Source organism: Pauljensenia sp. 20925_1_27, assembly GCF_041432835.1.
GTDB lineage: Bacteria > Actinomycetota > Actinomycetes > Actinomycetales > Actinomycetaceae > Pauljensenia.
Map to the genome: position 1 here is coordinate 1 of NZ_JAPWAH010000021.1, position 20,384 is coordinate 20,384.

Here is a 20,384-nt window from a genome sequence, read left to right on the forward strand (position 1 = left end):
GTGTTGTGCTGACCAAAGCGGTACAAAACTCTCCCCGCATGCGTAGATTGCGCCAAATCGGGCCATTTTGGGCGTGCAGGGAGAGTTTTGTCCCGGACATGCGGTGAGGGTGGGTGTGCGTGGAGAGTTTTGTACCGGAAGTGGGGCCGTGCTACTTGTGCTGGGAGAGTTTTGTCCCGGACATGCGGTGAAAGCGGGTGTGCAGGGAGAGTTTTGTACCGACGGGGTCCGGCGTGGTTGTTGTTGGGAGAGTTGTGTCGTGCTCTGGCGTCGTCCTTGTGTCAGTTGGCGGGCTATGGCAGCGCCTTGGCGCTGCTCACGGGCGTCGCGGCCGGGCTTTCCGTGCCCTGGGCGTTCTCCATGCCGGTGGTGGTGGGGGTTTTGCAGCATTAGAAGCTGGCTGACGGTGTATCTCCGGCGTGTCGCAGCTCTAATGATGCAATTCCCCCGATTGGGGGTGGCGCGGCCGCGAGTCGAGGGGGTGTGGTCGCCAAAGTGCAGACCCATTGGGTGAAAAACGCTGAACACGGGCTGTTGTGGGTGAGCAGTGGTGGTGTTGGTTTCAATGTAGTCGTGTTGTCGCGCCGTGGGCCTGGTGGCTGGGCCCCTCTGCTGGCAGGGTTAACCCTTCAATGCGCAGCTAAACCCCATTGGTGGCATGGTGGGTGGCCTGCCCACATAGCCACCCATCGGGTTAACGTGCGCGTAGGTGGGGCCAAGGAGGCCACCTGTTGGGCCTAGGCTCCACCAGGCGGGTTAACGTGCGCGTGGATGTTTGGGTGCCCCGGTGATAATTCGTGTGCTGCGGTCCGCAGCCTCCATGCCCGTCGCAGGCGGGCCCGCTGTCCCTTCGAAACCGCCGTGCCTCCAGGGATGCGACAGAGGCGGGGCCCCGAAGGGTCCCGCCTCTGCTGCGTGTGTGTAGTCGTGGTGGTTGCGCCACCAGCGCCCGGGCCTCGGGCCTCATCATGGGGGAATTGCAGCATTAGAGGCGCGACACGCCGGCGACACGCCGACAGGATGCTCCTAATGGTGCAAAACCCCCCGCCTCGTCGCGCCGAGCGCCACGCAGGGCTGCCGCGTCACGAAGAATGCTCAGTTCTTCCACCAGCCCTTGACGGTGTCGATGGTCTGCGTGCCCAGGTCGGACAGTGCGGAGTGGGCGTTGACCAGGCCGGAGGACAGGCGGGCAGCCTGGAAGCGAGAGGCGACGTTCTCCCAGTTCACCAGGTTCCACCAGGCCTTGACGTAGTCGGCCTTGACGTTGAGGTAGTCCAGGTAGAAGGCGTGCTCCCACATGTCGATCATGAGCAGCGGCACGGTTGCGACCGGGATGTTGCCCTGCTGGTCGGTCATCTGGTAGGTCACGAGGCGCTTGCCGACGGTGTCCCACGCGAGGACGGCCCAGCCGGAGCCCTGCAGGCCCAGGGCAGCGGCGGCGAACTGAGCCTGGAAGGACTCGAAGGAGCCGAAGAACTCGTCGATGGCGGCACCGAGCTCGCCCTCGGGGCGCGAGGCGCCCTCGCCGGTCATGTTGGTCCAGAAGATGGAGTGGTTGGTGTGGCCGCCCAGGTTGAAGGCCAGGTTCTTCTCCCACAGGTTGATGGCGGCGAAGTCGCCGGCCTCGCGGGCGGCGGCCAGCTTCTCGAGGGCGGCGTTCGCGCCGGCCACGTAGTTGGCGTGGTGCTTGTCGTGGTGCAGCTCCATGATGCGCCCGGAGATGTGGGGCTCGAGGGCGGAGTAGTCGTAGGGCAGGTCGGGCAGGGTGTAGACGGTCATGATGCTCCTTTGGGGCGTCGTGCGCGATTTGCTGATGACACTAGCGTAGTCCTTTAGTCCCATATTGCGAAGGGGTTGTGTGTCACCTTTCGCGCAGTGCGATCAACGACGAGGCCGGGGCTCGGTCACCCGACCACGCCCCGGCCTCGTAAAACGAAAGAAATCAGGCCTTGGCGCGCAAGCGGCGCACGAGCGCGGAAGCCCCGACGACGATCCATGCGATGAGGGAGCCGAGGACGACGCCGAAGATGCCGGACAGGAGGGTTTCAACCAGCCAGGTCACGAAGCCGCCGGCCGATGCGACCGCGTGCTCGGCGGCTTCGAGGACGTGGTGGAAGACGGGCACGCCGACCTCGGCGAGGTTGGCGATGACCAGGTGGCCGCCGACCCACAGCATCGCGACCGTGCCGACGACACCGATGACGCTGAAGATGTGCGGCATGACGCGCACGATCGTGCGGCCGACGTTGTCGACGGGCCCGGGGCGGTTGTCCTCGGGCTTGATGGCATCCTTGGCCAGGTGGAGGCCGAAATCGTCGGCCTTGACCAGCAACGCGACGAGGCCGTACACGAAGAACGTCATGAAGAACGCGACCCCGATGAGGACGGCGACGCGCATGACGCCAGTCTCGCCCCCCAGGCCGGCCATGGACACGAGCATGATTTCGGCGCTGAGGATCAGGTCGGTGCGGGTCGCGGAGGAGACGATTCCCTTCTCGAGCTCCTCCGCGGAGGTTGCGCCGCCCTCCTCGTGCTCCTCGTGGTGGCCGGGCAGCCATCCGAGCTTCTCGAGGACCTTCTCGCCACCCTCGAAGCATAGGTACGCGCCGCCCACGACCAGTAGGAACGGCAGAACCTGAGGGGCCAGCCATGTGAGGAGGAGGGCGATCGGCAGGATGATGAAGAGCTTGTTGATGAGGGAGCCGCGCGCGATCTTCGCGATAATCGGCAGCTCGCGCGACGGGCTCAGGCCCGACACGTACTGGGGCGTCACCGCGGTGTCGTCGATGACGACGCCCACCGCCTTCGAGGAGGCTTTGACGGCGTTTGCCGCGACGTCGTCGATCGACGAGGCCGTGACCTTCGCGAGGGTCGCGATATCGTCGAGTAGGGCGACAAGTCCTCCGGACATGGGTTTTCCTCCTATGGGCCTCGCATGGGGGCCTCGTGTCGTTACGCGCATTGTACGTGCGGGGATAGTCTAGAGTCATGACGACTTCCGCACCCGTTCCTGCCCTCGATCGTGACCTCATCGCGCGCCTGCGCTTCGACGTTATCGCGGCAAGCTGGACCACTGACACCCTTGAGACGCTGCTCAGTGACGGCGCCCTGTCCGCCCTCATGCGCGACTCGCGCCTGCCCGCCCTCGTCGAGCTCGCGGGCGTCACCGACCCGGCGGCTACCCTCACGCGCTTCTTCGTCCTCGGCCAGCCAGAGCGCGCCTCGGCCCTGGACGCGGCCCTGCTGACGCTGGGCGCATGCGGGCTGGGGTCCCTCGGCCTCGCGGCCACCATCGACGAGGCCGAGGCCGCCTCCGCGCTCGTCATGCCCCGTGCGGGCGGTGCGCCCAAGCGTGAACCCAAGGAGGAGTGTGAGGAGGCCTTGTCCCCGCAGGCCTCAAGCCTGCCGACGATGCGTAACCCCGACGAGGAATCGCCCGAACCCGAGGTCGAGGCGGACCCGTGGATGCGCGCCCTCTTCGACCTGCGACCCCACGCGGCCTCGCTGCCGGGCGGCGACCACGAGTGGTGGGTGGTCTCGGACCTGGGGGAGGTGCAGACCGGCAAGCCGCTGGCCGACGACCACGTGCTCGGCATCGGCGGCGCGACCCTGACCCTGCTGGAGATGACGGTGCGCGAGCAGGTTGATTCGGCCCTCGATGTGGGTTGCGGCTGCGGCATCCAGGCCCTCTACCTGGCCACGCACGCGGGCCGCGTGGTGGCGACCGACCTGTCGGCGCGCGCGTGCGCGATCACCCAGTTCAACGCGGCCCTCAACGAGACGACGATCGACGTGCGCGAGGGCTCCCTGTTTGAACCCGTCGAGGGTGAGACCTTCGATCTGATCGTCACGAATCCGCCCTTCGTGATCACGCCGGATTCGGTGCGCGGCGCGGCCGGGCTGCTCGAGTACCGCGACGGCGGCATGGACCGTGACAACCTGATCCGCGCGGTCCTGCGCGGCGCGCCCGCGTGCATGAACGAGGGCGGCACCCTGCAGATGCTCGCCAACTGGGAGATCCCCGAGAGCCGCAACCCGGATACTCAGTGGTCGTGGCGCGTGGATTCGTGGTGTGATGGCCTGCCGGTGGACGCGTGGGTCGTCCAGCGCGATGTCCTCGATCCTGCCCGCTACGTGGACATGTGGATTCGCGACTCGGGCGGCCAGCTCATGGACCGCGCCGACTACGAGCGGGCCTTCACCTCGTGGCTGGCCGACTTCCGCCGCGCGGGCACGGGTGCGATCGGCATGGGTTTTGTGGCGCTGCGCAGGCTCGACGAGGCCGAGGCCGCCTCGGGCGGGGTTCGCGCCTACGACCTGTCCCTCGATGGGCACGCCCCGCGCGGGCGCGACGTCGCGTGGGCGCTGGCCTCGCTGCGCGCCCCGGAGCTGTGGGAGGTGGCGCTGACGCGCGCCTCGGACGTGCGCGAGGAGCGCCACTACGTGCCGGGCAGCCCCGACCCGGAGCTGATCATCATGCACCAGGGCGGGGGACTGGGCCGTTCTGTGCCGGTGTCCTCGGCCGTGTCGGCGGTCGTGGGCGCTTCGGACGGCGAGCTGACGGTCGGGCAGATCGCGGCGGCCGTCGCGATGCTCACGTCCGTTGAGGTTGATGATGTGCGCGCCGAGGTCGAGGCACCCCTGCGTGACCTGATCCGCTGGGGATTCCTGACGTACTGAGCGTTGTTGTGTGCGTGGGCGCCGCGGCTGCAGGGGCAGTCGCGGCGCCTCGCTGTATCAGGTGGACTTTGTGGCGTCATTCCAGGGGTGTTGTCAGCGCGGATATGGGAGTGCACGAGGCCGACTCCAGATGTGGGTGCCCTGTGTTAGCCTGACGCCACAATCACGCGAAGGAGCGACATGGACTACGAGCTGGCCTACCGATACGGTGCCCCCTCGCGCCTGGATGAGGGTGCGGGGCTTGCGCTGGCGACATCGGGAGGTTCGACCCCCGAGGGGGAGGCCGCGCATCCCTATTTCTTCTCGGGCTTCATGGAGCGTCCCGACGTGGTGGCCGCCGGCCTACTCGCGGTCGCACGTGTGGCACGCACCCGCTTCTACGTGCCGCCGGGCATGGTCGTCGCGCCCGGCGGAGGACTGACCCGTATCGGGATGCTCGACCCGGTCGTGACCAGCACAGCCGAGGGCCTGCGCTTCGAGTCCTTTAGCGTCTGCTGCGGCGTGTACGCGCGGCTCGACGTGGAGGCCTCGGCCCTGGACGCCACCCACTGCGCGGTCGGCGTGACCAACGTGGACGTGAACCAGCCGCTGCGTGCTGCCCTGGCGTCCCTGCGCGCCGGGGAGCCCCTGCATCTGGGTGTGGGCGAGGAGGGGCTGACGGCCACGACCTTGGACGAGGAGGTCACGGAGGAGCGGGTTCCCCTGTCCCTGCGCTGGCTCAAGGGATTCGCGGAGACCCAGATGCTTTCCTCCGTGATGATGCCTCTCCACGTGTTGAATACTGCGCAGGCGCGCGCCTTCATCCGAGGCCTGCCCAGGTCCAGCGCGACGGGCACGGTCATGTGGGCGGGGCGGGCCGTGCGCGGTCTTCGTTTGGGGACCCGGCCCGCGCCGGGGGCCGCGTGCGTCGCTGGCCCCGAGCGCCTGCGCGTGTTCGAGCCGCTTCTTCATCTCATCACCTCGCTCGAGGCCTATGGTCCTGACGTTGATGCTGGCAGTGAGCCGGTCGCCTCCCTGTGGGTCGCCCGCCTGCCCGGTGCGCGGCTCTCCATTGGGCTCAGCCCCGCCAAGTCGCGCGGCTTCTCGGGGGAGGGTGCGGTCCTGGCGTCCCTGGGGGATCCGCGCGTCGAGGAGGACGCGGACATGCTGTCCGCACTGCTCTCCTTCGAGCCGCGCATCGACACGCAGCTTATGGCCGCCCGCTCCGGACTGGCCCCCGACCGGGTGGCTGGTGGCCTGGCGCTCCTGGCCTCGAGCGGGCAGGTTGGCTTCGACGTCACCGGGGGCACCTACTTTCACCGTCCGCTGCCCGTGCGTCCCGACGCGCTCACCGCTATGCATCCGCGCCTGGCAGGGGCGCGCACGCTCATTGAACGCGGCGCGGTCACTCACGAGGAGGGGGCGCGCTTCCGGGTCACTTCGGGCGCAAACCGCTACCGGGTGGAGGCACCCGCCGACCCTTACGCCATCGGCGAGTACCGCTGCACCTGCCCGTGGTGGATGAAACACAGGGGTGGGCGGGGGCCCTGCAAGCATGTCCTCGCCGTCTTCACGCTGATCAAGGAGGATCAATGAGTGAGAAGTCGGATCCGTTCTGGCGGCCAACCACGCTGGATGAATGCGCGGACTTTTGGAGACTGCACCTGTGGACTGAGGCCCACCCAGGCGAGTGGACACTCGATCAGGTCTACGCGCGCATGCTCGAGATCAACGAGGGCCCGCCCACGGCCCATGACCTGGACGTGAGTGCCAGGGTCACCGGTGCTTGGCTCAAGGGGATCGGATTCTTGCGCCTGGCCGAACTGCACGGCGACCTGACCCTCGACCACGATCAGCGGTACCTGACGGCGCTGATCGGCCTCGAACCCGGGCTACAGCTACCCCTCATGCGCGCCGATAGGGAGCTGCGCGAGGAGCTGGTGTGGGGGATGCTGCGCCAGGAAGGCAACCGCGGCGTGTCCCTGTCTGCCTCCGACTGTTCTGCCACCATGGGTTCGGAGTGGACGCCCGGCTGGTCGCGCACGTTCGAAGCGAGCGTCAATGAGGGGCTTATTGAACGCGATCGTCTGCTCGACGCCCTCCTGGAGATGCTGGCGGCCGACCTGCCTTCCGCGCGTGCCGGGTGGTATTCGCGCACCCTGCGCCTGCTCGCCATGACCGTCGACGAGGCCGAGGCTCGCCAGGCGGTCCTGTGTGCCCTCATGTCGTCTCCTGTCGGGGCGACCGTGACCCTGGCGGTCGGGCACCTGTCCGCCCTGGCCAGGGCTGGTCGCCTCGACCTGGAGCTGTTTGCGCGCAGCTGCGAGGGAGCGCTCATGGGCTCGAAGGCCAACGCACTCGCAGCCTTGACAATCCTGCGCGGTGGCCTTGAGGTTTTGAACCCCGGTGGCCTCGAACCCCTGTTGGCGATCGCGCTGTCTTTTCCGCATGCGCAGGTGCAGACACTCGCCATCGAGCTGGCGAGTGACGCGCTGCGAGCGGGCCTCCTCGCCCCCGCAGCGGTCGGCCGCCTCCTGTCCGACGCGGAGTTGGACCCGCTCGTCGTTGCCACGCTCGACCTCCTCGACCCCGGGCATGCGGCGACTGACCAGGCCGACCCTGGCCTCGTCCCCGAGGATGACCCGGGCGAGCAGGCTCCCGCCGCCTTCCTGCCGCCTCCCCGGGAGGTGGTCGACCTGGTTCCCATGAGCGCCGAGGACGTGGTTGGACGGGTCGGCGTCCTGGCGCAGGGCGCGCAGATGGGGCTCGAGTATGAGGCGCTGCTCGCGTTCCTGGCATCCCCCGAGTTCGACCCGAGTGCGCTGGAATCGTTGCGCCCGCTTGTTCGGCGCCTGACCACGCGCAGATTCGGGTACGAGCGCATGCTCGGAACTCTCCTGCAGATAGCCCTCGATGGGGGAGGGGAGGGCGCGGAGAACCCGCTGGCTGCTGGCACTGCCTGGTTGGAAACGGAAAATATGCCGACCCTTCTGCGAGAGCGCATCATCGAAGTTGCGGGCCTGGTCGAGCGTGGACGGCACTACCACCTCCTGGCCACGCCCACCGACGATCGCGGAGCTGTGAACCCGCTTATCCTCGTGCGCCGTGCTTTGGACAACGGGGCTGCCTCGCCGCTACCCGCCGATCTCACCCAGGCGCTGCTGCGCGTGGACGTCGAGCACCCGGACTGCGCGGCCGCGCTCGCGCTCGTGGAGGAGCGGGAGGCGGAGCTGCCCGCCGCGGCTCGCATCCGTCTCGCGCTCACGGGCGCGGTGCGCAGACGGGCCGAGGGCTACCTGTCCTCCCTCTCCGTGACGTGGGAGGGGCGTCCCTCCTATGAGTCCGGGAAGCCCAAGGTCGCGCGTGACGGCTCGCCCGTCTACGCGTTCTTCACCCCGCGCGTCGTCGGCGCAGATACGGGCGCGACAGGCCCTGAGCTGGGCGCGCTCGCGGATATTGCGAGCGCCTCGGGTGATTTTACTGCCCACCGATATCTCTACCCCGCGTCGGTGCGTCACTTCGCCGTCTGCCTGATCGCCTCGCAGTGGTACGTGCTTGACAGTACGCAGCTGACCGCTGACTGCTATCGGGCCCTGTGCGAGCACGGCGGACGCTGGGATTCGCTGTCTGCCCAGCTCCTCGGCCAGGCGATGGGCGAGCGCGAGGTCGAGTCGCGCGCCCTCGGCGTCGAGACCCTGGCCGCGCTGGTGGCGCGCGGTGACCTCGCCTTCGGCGAGGCTGTGGCTGGCTTCGCGGACATGGCGCACACCGTGAAACTGAACCGATGGGCGCAGGCTTTCCAGGACCTGGGGGACGTGGACCCCCACCTCGCACTGGACCTGGCGCTCGTGCTGCTGCCCGGGCTCGAACGCGGGCGCACGGGCATCGGGCAGCTGCTGGGCGTCGTCACCGCGCAGTACGCGCGGGCGCAGGCAGAGGGGTGGGCGCCGCCGCTCGGCGAGGATCTCGTCGGCTGGCTCGGCCTTTTCCGAGGCTCCTCACAGGCCGCCAAGTACGCGCGCACGCTGAAGGAGATGGGCCAATGAGTTCGCCGATGACGCTCCCCGCCCGCAGGGCGGCCCTCAAGCGCCTCATCGCCTCCGGGGAGAGCGCCATCGACGCCTACGAGCGGGTGCTGGAGGGGGCCTCTGAGAAGGATCGGCGCTCCCTGTTCAAGTCCGTGCCCTTCGCGCGCCTCGTCCCGCCAGCCGTCGAGTGGGAGTGGGACGCGGTCCCAGAGGACACGGTGCGCATGTGCGCGTTCCTGCGCGCCGCCCTGGCCGGGAGCGACGACGCCGGCGATGACTACGGAGCCCGTTGGTCGGGCCGCCGCGGCGGCGATCCACGCGAGGGGGCGGGCCTGGATCGGCTGCTCGCCGCCCACAGGCGCGGCGCGGCTGGGCGCAGCGGCGAGTGGCTCGAGGAGGCCGCCGGGAGCCCCGGCGGCGTTGCCTTCTGGCACACCTACCGCTCCCTCCTGGCCGAGCGTGGAGCGTTCCTGACCACGGCGCCCTCCCTGGAGTACTTCGCGCGCAGGATCATTCCCGCGCCTCACCCCACCTCGGATGAGACGCAGCGCTTCTTCGAGGAGAACCCGACCTTCCTGGACCACGAGTTCTGGCAGTTTTTCCGCGTCGAGGGCGCCCTGCCCGGCTCGGCGCTCTTCGTGTGGATGTACCGCGAGGACCCCTCCGCGCCCGGCGGTGACTTCGAGCGCCTGCACAGCCACGACCTCGTCCGCTACATGGCGACGCGCTTCCCGCACCTGCGCCCCCGCATCCTCTCCGAGTGTCTGGCCGCCCAGAGGCGCGACTTCTCCGCCTACAACGCCCGCGTCTTCTCGCGGGCCTGGGAGGCGCTCGAACCGACGCGCGAGGAAAGGCTCGAGGCGGCCGCGGACCTCATCGCCCTGCTCGGGGCCCTGCCCTCGCAGACGGTCACGCTGGCGCAGAAGGCTCTCCTTGGCCTCGTCGGGGAGCTCACGGTAGAGCAGGTGGGCGCGCTCGTGCAGGCCAGCGCGCAGGTCCTCGCGCGCTCCGAAAAGAATCTGCTGCGCGCGCACCTGCGCCTGCTCGCCGCCCTCGTCAAGGCCCGTCCCGGGTGCGCGGCCGCCGTCAGCGACGTCGTGGGTGCCGCCGAGTTCCCCCTCGACCTGCGAGACCGTGCAGCCGCGCTTGTCGCGGTTTCCGCTCCGTCCGGGGATTGTGACGGTTCCGGGGACCGTGGGGACGAGGCCGGGGCCAGGCCCTCGGGGTCGGCCGCCCAATGCGCCAGCACCCAGGGAAGCGAAACCGGGGAGGGAACCCAGGCCTCGTGGACGTTCCCGGACGCCCCCGCCGCGGACCTACCGCGCACGTCGCGCACCGCCGAGCTGCCCGCCGATAACGACGCGGCCGTCGCGGTGCTGCATGCCCTCTTCGAGGACGCGTCCGCGGGCGCCGCCCTGCCCGCGCTCTTGACGCGCATCAGCGGTGAGGGTATCGAGCTGGCGGAGGCCGACAAGACGCTGCTCGCCAGGTACTGGCGCAGCGCCCCCAACTGGAAGGGTGCCAACCAGCTGTCCTACCTGGTCTCACGGCTCCTGCGCGGGATGGATGTGAAGGACGCGCCCGAGGCTGGGCACTTCCGCGGCTACCTGCGCAAGGGCAGTGAGTGGGAGCAACACCGAGGACCGGTCCGCCTCCTGCACGAGCAGTTGCGCGTCGCATTGTGCGACAAGCCTTACGACAAGCCGAATGGTCAGGACATGTACCGCTTCGACCCGATCCTGACCGAGCCGCTGGAACCCGTCGAGGCACAGTGGGAGCGCCAGATTATCAGCGCTCCCTACCAGAAGCCGGTGAGCGTCGTGCACGGTGAGTACACCAAGACTGATGACATGCACGAGACGTGGGCGATCCCCGGGCAAACCCTGGCTACGGGCGAGGACTCGCTGGCGGGCGCCCTCGCCAACGTTGCCGGGGTGGCTCCCGAGTTCACCGGGCGTCTTCTGGAATCCGGTGACTACCGGTCGAGCGGTGTCGCCTACGCGTGGGTTGCCTGGGCCCTCCAGCACAACCCGGACATTCTGGCCGCCCATGCGATGCCCATCCTCCAGGGTGCTTTCTTCAAGTTCCCACAGGTCATTACAGGCTTCGAGGTGATCGTGCGCGCGCTGGGGGAGGGGTGGCGGGCACCGGGCGCGCCCACCTACTCGGCCCTGGCGTGGGCGTCCACCGCCGCGCAGGCGCACTACCGGGCCATAGCCGCCGAGGCCATTGCGTGCCTCGCCGACACCGGGCGATACGACCCGGCGGCCATGGCTGAGGAGATCGGCTACCTGCTGAGTAACGGGTGGTTCGGACCGGGGCGAGTCGCCCAGACGCTCACCGACTGCGCGTCCGTCTCTGCCCTGGCAGGCTACCGCGTCGCCCAGACGATCACCGCCGTGCTGCCCGCGCTGGCTGGTATCAGGGGAGCAAACGGGATGGTTGAGGTGCTGGTGGCGCTCGCGGGCGACTATGGCATGAGGGTGAGCGTACCTGATGAGCTGCGCCCCAAGATGAAAGGATCAAGCGCGCTCGCCAAGGCGCTGCGCGCGCTTGACGCGCTGCCTGATGCCCCAACTGACCTCGCGCGCGAGGCGGCTGAGGCGCTCGGCGCGGCGTGTGCGCGCCGAGATCGAGGTGCCCCTGCGTGACCTGATCCGATGGGGATTCTTGACGTACTGAGCGGTGTTGCGTGCGCGGGCGCCGCGGCTGCAGGGGCAGCCGCGGCGCTTGGCGTCAGGGCATTGTTACTTGTTGTGGGGGTGGAATCAGCCCGGGCCTCGTGAATGCTACTGGCCGTAGTGGAAGCGGCAGGAGATGATCCAGAGGGCTTTGCCGTCGTCGCTGATCTGGTAGATCAGGCGGTGCCGTGAGTCGATCCGGCGTGACCAGTACCCCGAGAACTCGTAGCGAAGAGGCTCAGGCTTGCCGATCCCCTCGTTTCCGTTGCGCTGGATGTCCTTGATGAGTGCGTTGATGCGCTTGAGGGTCTTGCGATCCTCGAACTGCCACCAGACGTAGTCGTTCCAGGCATCCTCGTCCCATGTGATGTGCATGGTCAGTCCTCGTCGAGCTCAATGAGGTCGTGAACGACGCCCTCGCCAGCGCGGTGCCGTGCGATTGATTCGCGCAGGTGGCGGGCGTTCGCGGGGGACTGCATGAGGTAGACGGTCTCCATGAGGGACTCGTACTCGTCGAGCGCCATGATGACGACGCTCTCGTGCCCCTGTCGGGTGATGACGATTTCCTCGCGGTCGTTGACGACCTGGTCGAGGACCTCGGCGTAGCGTGCGCGCGACTCGGTGTAGGTCATGGTTTTCATGGGGTGCTCCTCTGCTCGCCTATGTACAGAACAGTGTACAGGAGGTGGGGGTGTGTGTCTCCAGCCGGATGGCGATGTGCGGGGGTAACGCCGCCCACGCGCAGGTCATGGGGTTAACGTGCGTATCAAGGGGTTAACGTGCAGACGTTAGTGGCCTCGGTGGCGCGCTTTCGCTTTCAGGCGGGCGAGTTGGCGTTTCTTTTCAGCTTTCTGTCGCTTCTTCTGCCTGGTCGCGGAAGCTCGTTCCTGCGCCGTGCGTTCGCGTTCTGCTTGAATCGCCGCCTGTGAAGCAGTGGAAGGAAGCGCGCGGCGAGCGAGGCGGGATGCCTGGCGCTGTGCGCGCTTGGGGTTGTGGTGCGTCGCCCGGCGTTGGGTCATATCGGAAGCCCAAGCGGCCTCGTCGAGGCGGCACAGGAGAGCGTTGGCGTGAGTGAGAAGGAACTCGTAGAACTCCGCGTCCGAGGGCTGTGCGCCGAACATGACCCGAACGGCACGAACACGGTCGGCCTCGTGGCGCTCAATGACGCCGACCCAGAACTGACCATCGAAATATAGTGTGGACTCCGTCTTCATTACTCGTCTCCAGGTACACCACGGTGGACCCGATGACGCTGGATTCTGCTCGGGGCAGCGACGGATGCGAGGCATCGCCCAGACTTCCTACTGGACTGTGCGGTTCGCGTATCAGGACTGACGACTCATTCTACGTCCTGTGCGCGGAGGCGTCGCTACTGGACGATCGGCTTCCCGCCGATCGACATGGGGGCGCGGGTGCGCGCGTGCTCATCCAGGTCCTGCTCCCACGCCGATGCGTAGCTCCACGCCGAGGGCTGCAGCAGTCGCAGCGCGCCCATGTCGGCGAGCGCATCGAGCAGCAGGAAACGGGTCGTCGGGTAGGGGGCGTCCCACGGGATCGCCGTCCACAGGCCCGACGCGCCGAGGAGGAACTCGCCTCGGTTACGGTCATGCAGGTCGTTGGCCGCGGTCTGCACGTCTCCCTCGGCGGCCCACAGCCAGCGGGTCGTGCGGTAGGCCTCCCAGGCCTCGTCCCACGAGGAGTACGAGTGCTGCAGCGCGCGGTTGATGAGAGCGAAGGTATCCCAGGCCTCGTCCTCGCTGAGCCAGCCGAGGCCCGCGCCCGCGCGCGTCAGATTCGCCGCGCGCAGGAAATCCCACGCAGCGAAATCCAGGGTCTGAATGCCGCGGTCGTTGTCCAGGAAATGGCGGATACGCCAGCGGCTTTCCCAGTCCTCCATCGACGAGTCGGCAGTCTTGCTGAGGCGCGCGATCTCGGACTCGGCCCACGACTTCTTCTGGCAGCGCTCCCGCAGCGACGCGAAACCCTCGCGTTGCCCCGCGCGCAGGAGCGAATACAGCTGGCGGATGAGCCCCTCGCGGTCCGTGATCCCCCAGTCGTGCTCCATCATGGTTTTCGTGGCCTCCGGGGCCGACAGCGCAAGCTTGTTCACCGGATCGCCGTTACACAGCGCGTACACCATGGACGGGGCGAGCAGGCGCGCCCGCGGGTCGGTCGCCATGTCCTCGCGTTTGCCGTGGATTGTCGGGGTGTGGTGCTCGTTGAGCTTGTTCCAGTCCTTCTCCTTGCCGGCCTTGCGCACGTCGCGCGGCGCGGGAACGGCACCCTTCGCGCGCGCGACCGCCTGCTTGATGTAGTGATTCAACAGGAGCACGACGACGCACCCGATGGCGAACCACACGGGGAAGGGGATACCGGACAGGACACTTGCGATCACGCCACCGATTCTGCCCGATGAAGTGCCCGTCACACAAACGGTGAACGCGATGGGGACATGGTACGAGGCCGGGGCCGGGGTGTGTGGTCCCGGTCCCGGCCTCGTGAATCGGCCTCGCGTCCTGGGGTCAGCCCGCGCGCTTCGGCGTGATCCCCATGAGCACCGTGTCCGGGTGGGGGTAGAAGCCCAGGAAGGAGCGCAGGCGAGCGCTCCACGAATCCGTGTGTGCGGGGGATGCGATGAGCAGGTCGTCGTAGAAAGGTACCGCGTCGTGCAGGCCAACGTCTTCCAGCGAGGCCAGCTGGATCCCCGAGGGGGCGGTATACAGGTTCATCGGCGGGTTCTTGTCCGGCGAGTCCTTATCCTTCGGGGGCAGGGAGAGGATCAGAGAGCCGTCCGTTGCTGCGATTAGGCTCTCCGGATAGGTGCCGTTCTCAGCCCCGCCCGCTCCATTCGTCGTCATCAGACGATGGCCATTCAACATGGAGAAACCCTCTTTGAAGTTTTGATTCCTCTGTACGCATACGGACGCCCAGGGGAACTCTCCAGAGGTGAGAGTGGATGCTGCCTGCTCGCTCGTTGGGCGCGCGACACGGCCTTCCTCATCCCAGCACGTGGCGGATCCGACGTCTGACACATGTATGAGCGGATCGGCGAGGCGAGTGCGTGACACCTCGGTTCCGTCAGGGGCCAGCGTGATGAGGGAGCGCTGCCTGGGATCGTTCGTCGCTCCCTCCAGCAGCCATCCGTCCGCAACAGGCACCAGAGTATCCGCATTGTAGGTCGCGCTCTCGACGAGGACTCCGTCGGCCAGGTGGAGGAAGGCGCTGACCGGGCGATCCTCGTAGCCGAAATTCGGGGAGACGGGAACGTAGCCGTCGACTGGCGTGGCGCTTAAGGGGATGCCGGGACCCTGGAGGTCCTCGGAGGACAAGGACACTTCATATCTCCACGCTTCGGTGCCATCTTTGTTCCAGCCCAGACACAGATAGTCGAAGTTCTGAACGACTTGCGCCATGTCTCTTGGGTAACAGACGACAACGACGGGCCACGTCACACGCGAGAAACCCGTGTGCCCCGGATCGACATGGTCGCCTCCCACGTTGATGAAGGCCTCGTCGTCAGACTGTACGAAGCGCGAGGTTGCATCCGTGGGGAGCGGCGTGTCCCAGGTGGCCGTGACCTCGCCGTCTGAGACACGGATCGTCTGTCCCGCGACCACGACGGAATCCTCCCACGCGAACATCGGAGAATCGACAGCGGACACCTCGCGGCGCCACAGGACCGAGGGCTTCTCGCCGCTCAGGTCGAGACCCACGAGCGTGGAAGGCTGACCCTTCTCCCCGAAAAGGGCGACGAGAAGCCCATCGATCTCCTCATACGCGCGCAGCGACCCGCCCACGCCGAGGTCCGCAGCCGTCACCTCCCAGGCAACGTCGAAACCCGAGGCAAAGTCCGGGGAGATCAGGGAGGATGTGTGCGCGTCGCCGGAGTACCCGACGGGCCTGTGCATGAGCCAGGAGGCACCGACGGCCAGCGCGCCGACGAGGGTGGCGGCCAATGCGATGGCGAGACAGCGGAGGATGGTCGGCAGGGCCTCGCGCAAGGAAGTCAGCTTCTTGGGGAGGTTCATCGGACGCTCCTTGACGCTCTGTGGGTGGGGGTCAGGCCGACGATGCGCTCGCCGGGGGCAGCAGACAAGCCTGCAAGGCGCTTGTACCAGGGGGCTTGGGCCGGCGACGAGAAGCCGACGATCAGGTCGTCGAAGATGGGCGCCGCTGCAAGCATATGGAGGTTCTCCCACCCGGGGACAGCGTAGGAACTGATGGCGTACTTGTCTGAATCGGCTGCGTTGCTGGTGGCATCGGCGGCCGCATTCACGTCGACGAGAACCGGGTTCCACTCGTACTTCGGGATAAAGGAGGCGGAGGCCACGTTGACGTGGGGGAGCAACACGACGGACGCATCCTTACTGAGCGCGGGGTTACCCAGCCACACACTGGGGTTGTCGGTGTCAGTTCCGTAGTACCCCATGCCCGTGTTGAACTTTGTGTGCTCGTTGATGACGAGCGGGGTGTCGTAGCCTCCCGGCAACAAGGTGATCGAGGAGTCCCACGATGCCTCGCCCGTGGCCGCAAAGTGCATGAACTGTTCTGTCGTAGGGGTCTGCGCGGATCCCTGATCGGGGAATCTCCGCAGGAACATGAGACGCTCCGAGGCTTGTGCATCCAGGTGCATCACCTGCGGGTTGGAGCCGTCGGGAGCGACGGTCGCGATGTATCCAACGTGGTCGCCGACTATCCACCCGTCGGAGGCACGCAGGATGAGGTGCTGCTGTTTAAATTTCGCGGTGACGCGGCAATAGGGCTCGCCGGACGAATTGTCCAGCGTGGCGGGCCCGCACGCCTCCTCGATGGCGTCCAGGCCGACACGCTCTCCGGTTTCCAGGTTGAGGAAGCCCGTAAGCTCGTCGAGCGTATATCCCATGGCCGGGCCGGCCGACGATGGCTCCCACGCGCGTAGGGGCACCCAGCCCTCCAGCGGGGTGACGGAGTCGGGGAAGGAGCCGGTGGAGGCATCGAAGTCCCACACGTGGGTCCCGGTCTTGTCCCAGGCCTGGCAGGGAGCGGACGAGGGGGTGGGGCAGTACAGGCGAACCGGTCCGATCGGCCCAGTGCTCGGTCCCTCTCCCGAGGGATGCTGATAGGGGGAGCCCACTAGACGAACGCCCGGGGTCGGCCAATCCGAGCGCGTCGACCCGTCAGCGGTCGACACCAGGGTGTTGCCCACGAGCAGGTCATCGCCCCACCAGGCCACCCCTTCCTCGTCGTCGTTGATGTCGGTGCGCCACAGCTCGCGCGGGGTGGAATAGGAGGCGTCGAAGGCGACGACGCTGCGCTGAGCCCCCTTATACCCGACCAGATAGATGTATTCGTCACCGACGCGGAAGTTGTCGATGCGGTCCAGGCCCGCATCCGCCGCGTCGATCTGCCACGCCAGGCGCACACCGTTGACGTAGTCGCCGGAGAGGAAGCCGGTGTCCTTGGCGCTGCCGTGGTAGCCCCACGACCCGTTCGCGGAGTGCATGACGGCGAGCGCGCACAGGATCGACGTTGTGATCATCCATAGTCGTGCGCCGTGGGTGTGGGGGCAGATGATCTTGTACCAAAGGCGCTTTAATCGTCCTGCGTACCTGTAGTCGTCTTCGTCTGGGAATCGCATGGACCCGATCGTAACCGCATCCGGTAGTAACCGGGTAATTTTGCTGGCGTCGCAGGCCAGACGAGGCCGGGGCTGGGTTGTGTGTCCCAGCCCCGGCCTCGTGGATCAGCCTTGGTCAGCTCGCGCGCTTCGGCGTGATCCCCATGAGCACCGTGTCCGGGTGGGGGTATCCGCCGAGGTACCGCAGGAAGACGTTGCGCTCCGGGACGGGCGTCGCGATGAGCAGATCATCGTAGAAGGGCTGCGCGGACCTTGCCCCGACCTGTGAGAGGGAGGCAACCTGCTTGCCGGAAGACGTGAAGTGGAGAGTCGGAATGTCGTCCTTGTCGAAATCCTTCACGACACTTTTCTTTGGGACGCTGAGGATCAGCGAACCATCGGTCGAGAAGAATGATCCTTGTTTGTAGTTCGTGTCAGTGGGTGTTCCGTCCTCGTCGGGGGCTAAGAACGCCCTGCCGTTGAGGGCGTAGATGCTGCTGTCGGGTCTGTTACTTTCAGCTCCGTAGCACGTGGGGGTCCAGCCGTGCCCCGTACGTAGGGCTGTGAGGGACTGTTCGGTTGTCGGGCGAACGGTATACCCATCGGCATCCACGCACGTGGTGGTGATGAATGTCCTCCACGATAGTGAGTTGGTGGTCAGCGTCATCATCTCGCGGAGGCTGCCGTCTGGGTTCAAGACGGCGATGTCACCGTCTTCAAACTGCGCATAAATCGTCCCAATGACGAGCCAGCCGTCGCTTGTCGCGTAGATCTCGCTTGTTGCGTCGATGCTGTCGATGGAGAGGTAACCGGAAAAGGTCACGCCGAGATCCGTGACGGATCCGTCGGTAAGGCTGAGGAATGAATCGAGGTACGGATGATCGTTGTCGTAATGCCAAACGATGAGATGGCTGTTGGCTGTAGAAATAACGGTTGGGTGAACCGTCTGCCCATCGGCGTTCCTTGTGAGCGCGTAGTTCCAGGCTTGGGTGCCGTCCTTGTGCCACCCCGTGCACGAGGGTTCCTCGTCTCGACCGCCTGTCGTTGAGTTGTAGATAGACGTACAGGTGACTACGACGGGCCAGGTGACAGGAATGAAGCCTGCAACGGCGCCCCACGATGGGTGCGACGGGGACAAGACAACACGTGGGGAACCGGGATCATGGTCGTACCCGACAGTGGTGGGCAGGGGAGTATCCCAGGTCGCGGTGACTGTGCCATCGGATGCCCGAATAGTTTCACCGCCCGCAATGATCGAGTCGTCCCATGTGAAGAGCGTGTCACTCTCAGAGTTGAACTCGTGGCGCCACAGAACGGTAGGAGTGGAACCGCTCGGATCGATGCCGATGAGCGTCCCGGAGAACGTTGTCGCACCTTTCGACGACCCATCTTTCTTGCCGGTGACCGCGACCAACACCCCATCGACCCTCGTGGTGGCCACGACCGGCCCATCGACGCCCAGGTCCTTGCTCGTCATCTCCCAGGCGACGGAGAACCCGGAGGAGAAATCGGTGGAGATGGCCTGCGAAGGGTGCGCGCGACCGGAGTAACCGGTGGGGAGGTGGATCAGCCACGACAGGCCGATCCCGAGGACCACGGCGATGGCGGCGACGAGAAGCTTCCTCTCGCGGATAAAACCAAGCACGGAAACAAGGAATTTGCGCGCACTATCCGGGGCAGTCATCGAACGCTCCTCATCGGTCCGGGGGCTGGGGTCAGGCCGACGATACGGTCGCCGGGTGAAGGGGCTAGGCCAAGCAGGCGCTTGTACGACGGTGATGTCTCAGGGGATATGCGGGCGACGACGAGATCATCGAAGAGGGCTGTACCGGATGAAACGCGCAGGGTTCGCCATCCGGGGACGGCAGCATCCTTAAGCCGGTAGTCGTCCTGACCAGGTGTTGTCCAGTTGCGTTGAGCGATCGCCGAGTCAACCAGGAGTGGCGTGTAGTAATCCTTGACGTCTCTCGTGGACTCGGGGATCAATGCCACCGATGCGTCACGGCTATAGACAATGCCCCGCGCCCACGTGCGAGCGTCCACATCGTCATCGAAAACTCGACGATTAGTGACGATCTCCTGGTTGTCGTTGATGATGACCGAGGCCATGGCCGAGCCAGGCGACGTGTAGACCACCGCGCTCGAAGCCTCCCACGTGTGGTCGCCCGTGGCGGCGTAGTGGAGTAGGTCCTCAGTGGTGGGCAGTTCGGAATCGTCCGTCACGTGGACGTTCAGGAAAGAGATGCGTTCCATTGCCTCGACCGACAGGGTGCCCACCCTCGGATTTGTGCCGTCGGGGGCGACGGCGGCAACGTAGGAATCTCTACCGCCAAGTCCGTTACTGATGATCCAGCCATCCCTGCCGCGAATGATGGGTAGCCGGCGTGTGGCTGGATGGACCAAGCGACACGTTGTCGTACCGTCGTAATCCTCCTCTTTCGCCGGGCCGCACGACTCCTCAATGGCGTCGACCCCCGTCCGTTCGCCCGTCTCCACGTTCAGAAATCCGGCCAGCCCATACGTCATGTCTCGAAGACTCTTGTCCGCCGACTTGTCTGTTCTCACCAGCGGCACCCAGCCGTTCACCGGGGCAACTGCGTCAGGGATCGTATCCGAGGAGGCATCGAAATCCCAGACGTGGGTAGCGGTCTTATCCCAGGCCTCGCACTGTCCGGTGGAGAGATCAGGGCAGTACAGGCGGATCGGGCCAATGGGGGCGCTTGACCATCCCGTAGAGGTGGGGCGTGTGTATGCGTTCCCGCCCAGGGAATCACCCGACGACGGCCAGCCAGTTGTGACCTTCCCATCTGCCGGAGAGATCAGTGTATTGCCGACGAGGAGGTCTCCGTCCCACCAGTGCACGCCGGGTTCGTCGTCGACGTCGACGCGCCAGAGCTGGCGCGGGGTGGAGTGGGAGGCATCGTAGCCGATTGCGACCCGCTGGCTTCCTCTGTAGCCCACCAGGAAGAGGTAGCCGTCGCGTGTGATGTACGTGTTGATCATGTCCAAATCAGCATCGTTTGCATCGATTTGCCAAGCTAGGCGTACACCGTTGACGTAGTCGCCAGAAAGAAAGCCAGTGTCCTTGGCGTTGCCGTGGTAGCCCCATGATCCGCCCACTGTGTGGAGGACGGCGAGTACGCAGATGATGCTGGTGATCGCCATCCACAGTCGTGCTCCGTGGGTGTGTGGGGTAATGATCTTGTACCAGAGGCGCTTGAATCGCCCAGCCCACAGGTAGTCTTCATCGTCTGGGAATCGCATGGTTCGATCGTAACCGCTCGCAGAGATTATGGGGTGAATGCTCAAGGCGTGGAGAAAAGCCCGAGGCCCGGGCTTCCCCCTATGTATAGGTATCGCCGGATGAGCCCACCGGTGCCTCGCCCGGGCGCGCCCGCGCGCGAGAATCCGCCACGGCCT

The 20,384-nt window shown here is 66.4% G+C and carries 14 protein-coding genes; 4 read left to right on the forward strand and 10 right to left on the reverse strand.

Annotation, left to right across the window (positions count from 1 at the left end):
- Nucleotides 1-1,095: 1,095 nt before the first annotated feature.
- Nucleotides 1,096-1,779: a superoxide dismutase gene (locus O3684_RS09005; protein ID WP_500063021.1), complete on the reverse strand. Its 684-nt coding sequence runs from the start codon at nt 1,777-1,779 to the stop codon at nt 1,096-1,098.
- Between the two features lie 163 nt (nt 1,780-1,942).
- A complete protein-coding gene (locus O3684_RS09010) occupies nt 1,943-2,911 on the reverse strand; it encodes a DUF808 domain-containing protein (RefSeq protein ID WP_500066452.1) in 969 nt (322 codons plus the stop codon).
- Between the two features lie 77 nt (nt 2,912-2,988).
- Between O3684_RS09010 and O3684_RS09015 the strand changes: the two genes are divergently transcribed.
- The 4 genes from O3684_RS09015 (at nt 2,989) to O3684_RS09030 (ending at nt 11,338) form a co-directional block, all read left to right on the forward strand.
- The gene (locus O3684_RS09015; RefSeq protein WP_500066454.1) at nt 2,989-4,680 is read left to right on the forward strand and encodes a methyltransferase; all 1,692 of its coding nucleotides are present in this window, start codon (nt 2,989-2,991) and stop codon (nt 4,678-4,680) included.
- 180 nt (nt 4,681-4,860) lie between these two features.
- Nucleotides 4,861-6,255, forward strand: a complete 1,395-nt coding sequence (locus O3684_RS09020) for an SWIM zinc finger family protein (RefSeq protein WP_500066456.1) — start codon at nt 4,861-4,863, stop codon at nt 6,253-6,255.
- Nucleotides 6,252-8,705 (forward strand): DUF6493 family protein, encoded by a 2,454-nt coding sequence (locus tag O3684_RS09025; RefSeq protein WP_500066457.1) that lies wholly within the window; start codon nt 6,252-6,254, stop codon nt 8,703-8,705. Before O3684_RS09020 ends, O3684_RS09025 begins: the two co-directional genes overlap by 4 nt.
- Nucleotides 8,702-11,338 (forward strand): DUF6493 family protein, encoded by a 2,637-nt coding sequence (locus O3684_RS09030; protein WP_500066459.1) that lies wholly within the window; start codon nt 8,702-8,704, stop codon nt 11,336-11,338. Before O3684_RS09025 ends, O3684_RS09030 begins: the two co-directional genes overlap by 4 nt.
- A gap of 138 nt (nt 11,339-11,476) precedes the next feature.
- On the opposite strand, the gene O3684_RS09035 is transcribed toward O3684_RS09030, so the two are convergent.
- The 8 genes from O3684_RS09035 to O3684_RS09070 all read right to left on the reverse strand — a co-directional run bounded on the left by O3684_RS09035 (nt 11,477) and on the right by O3684_RS09070 (nt 20,228).
- A complete protein-coding gene (locus O3684_RS09035; RefSeq protein ID WP_295967625.1) occupies nt 11,477-11,743 on the reverse strand; it encodes a Txe/YoeB family addiction module toxin in 267 nt (88 codons plus the stop codon).
- Between the two features lie 2 nt (nt 11,744-11,745).
- Complete coding sequence (locus tag O3684_RS09040) at nt 11,746-12,009, reverse strand: type II toxin-antitoxin system Phd/YefM family antitoxin (RefSeq protein ID WP_048776695.1); 264 nt, start codon at nt 12,007-12,009, stop codon at nt 11,746-11,748.
- Between the two features lie 147 nt (nt 12,010-12,156).
- Nucleotides 12,157-12,582 carry a YjdF family protein gene (locus O3684_RS09045; protein WP_500066462.1) on the reverse strand — a complete coding sequence of 142 codons (426 nt, stop codon included), beginning with the start codon at nt 12,580-12,582 and terminating at the stop codon, nt 12,157-12,159.
- A 155-nt stretch (nt 12,583-12,737) separates the two neighbouring features.
- The gene (locus tag O3684_RS09050) at nt 12,738-13,763 is read right to left on the reverse strand and encodes a DUF1266 domain-containing protein (protein ID WP_500066463.1); all 1,026 of its coding nucleotides are present in this window, start codon (nt 13,761-13,763) and stop codon (nt 12,738-12,740) included.
- Between the two features lie 127 nt (nt 13,764-13,890).
- A complete protein-coding gene (locus O3684_RS09055) occupies nt 13,891-15,396 on the reverse strand; it encodes a hypothetical protein (RefSeq protein ID WP_500066465.1) in 1,506 nt (501 codons plus the stop codon).
- Complete coding sequence (locus O3684_RS09060) at nt 15,393-16,886, reverse strand: hypothetical protein (RefSeq protein WP_500066467.1); 1,494 nt, start codon at nt 16,884-16,886, stop codon at nt 15,393-15,395. The genes O3684_RS09055 and O3684_RS09060 overlap by 4 nt, the downstream gene beginning before the upstream one ends.
- Before the next feature lie 214 nt (nt 16,887-17,100).
- Nucleotides 17,101-18,648 (reverse strand): hypothetical protein, encoded by a 1,548-nt coding sequence (locus O3684_RS09065; RefSeq protein WP_500066468.1) that lies wholly within the window; start codon nt 18,646-18,648, stop codon nt 17,101-17,103.
- Nucleotides 18,645-20,228, reverse strand: a complete 1,584-nt coding sequence (locus O3684_RS09070) for a hypothetical protein (RefSeq protein ID WP_500066470.1) — start codon at nt 20,226-20,228, stop codon at nt 18,645-18,647. Before O3684_RS09070 ends, O3684_RS09065 begins: the two co-directional genes overlap by 4 nt.
- Nucleotides 20,229-20,384: the final 156 nt, after the last annotated feature.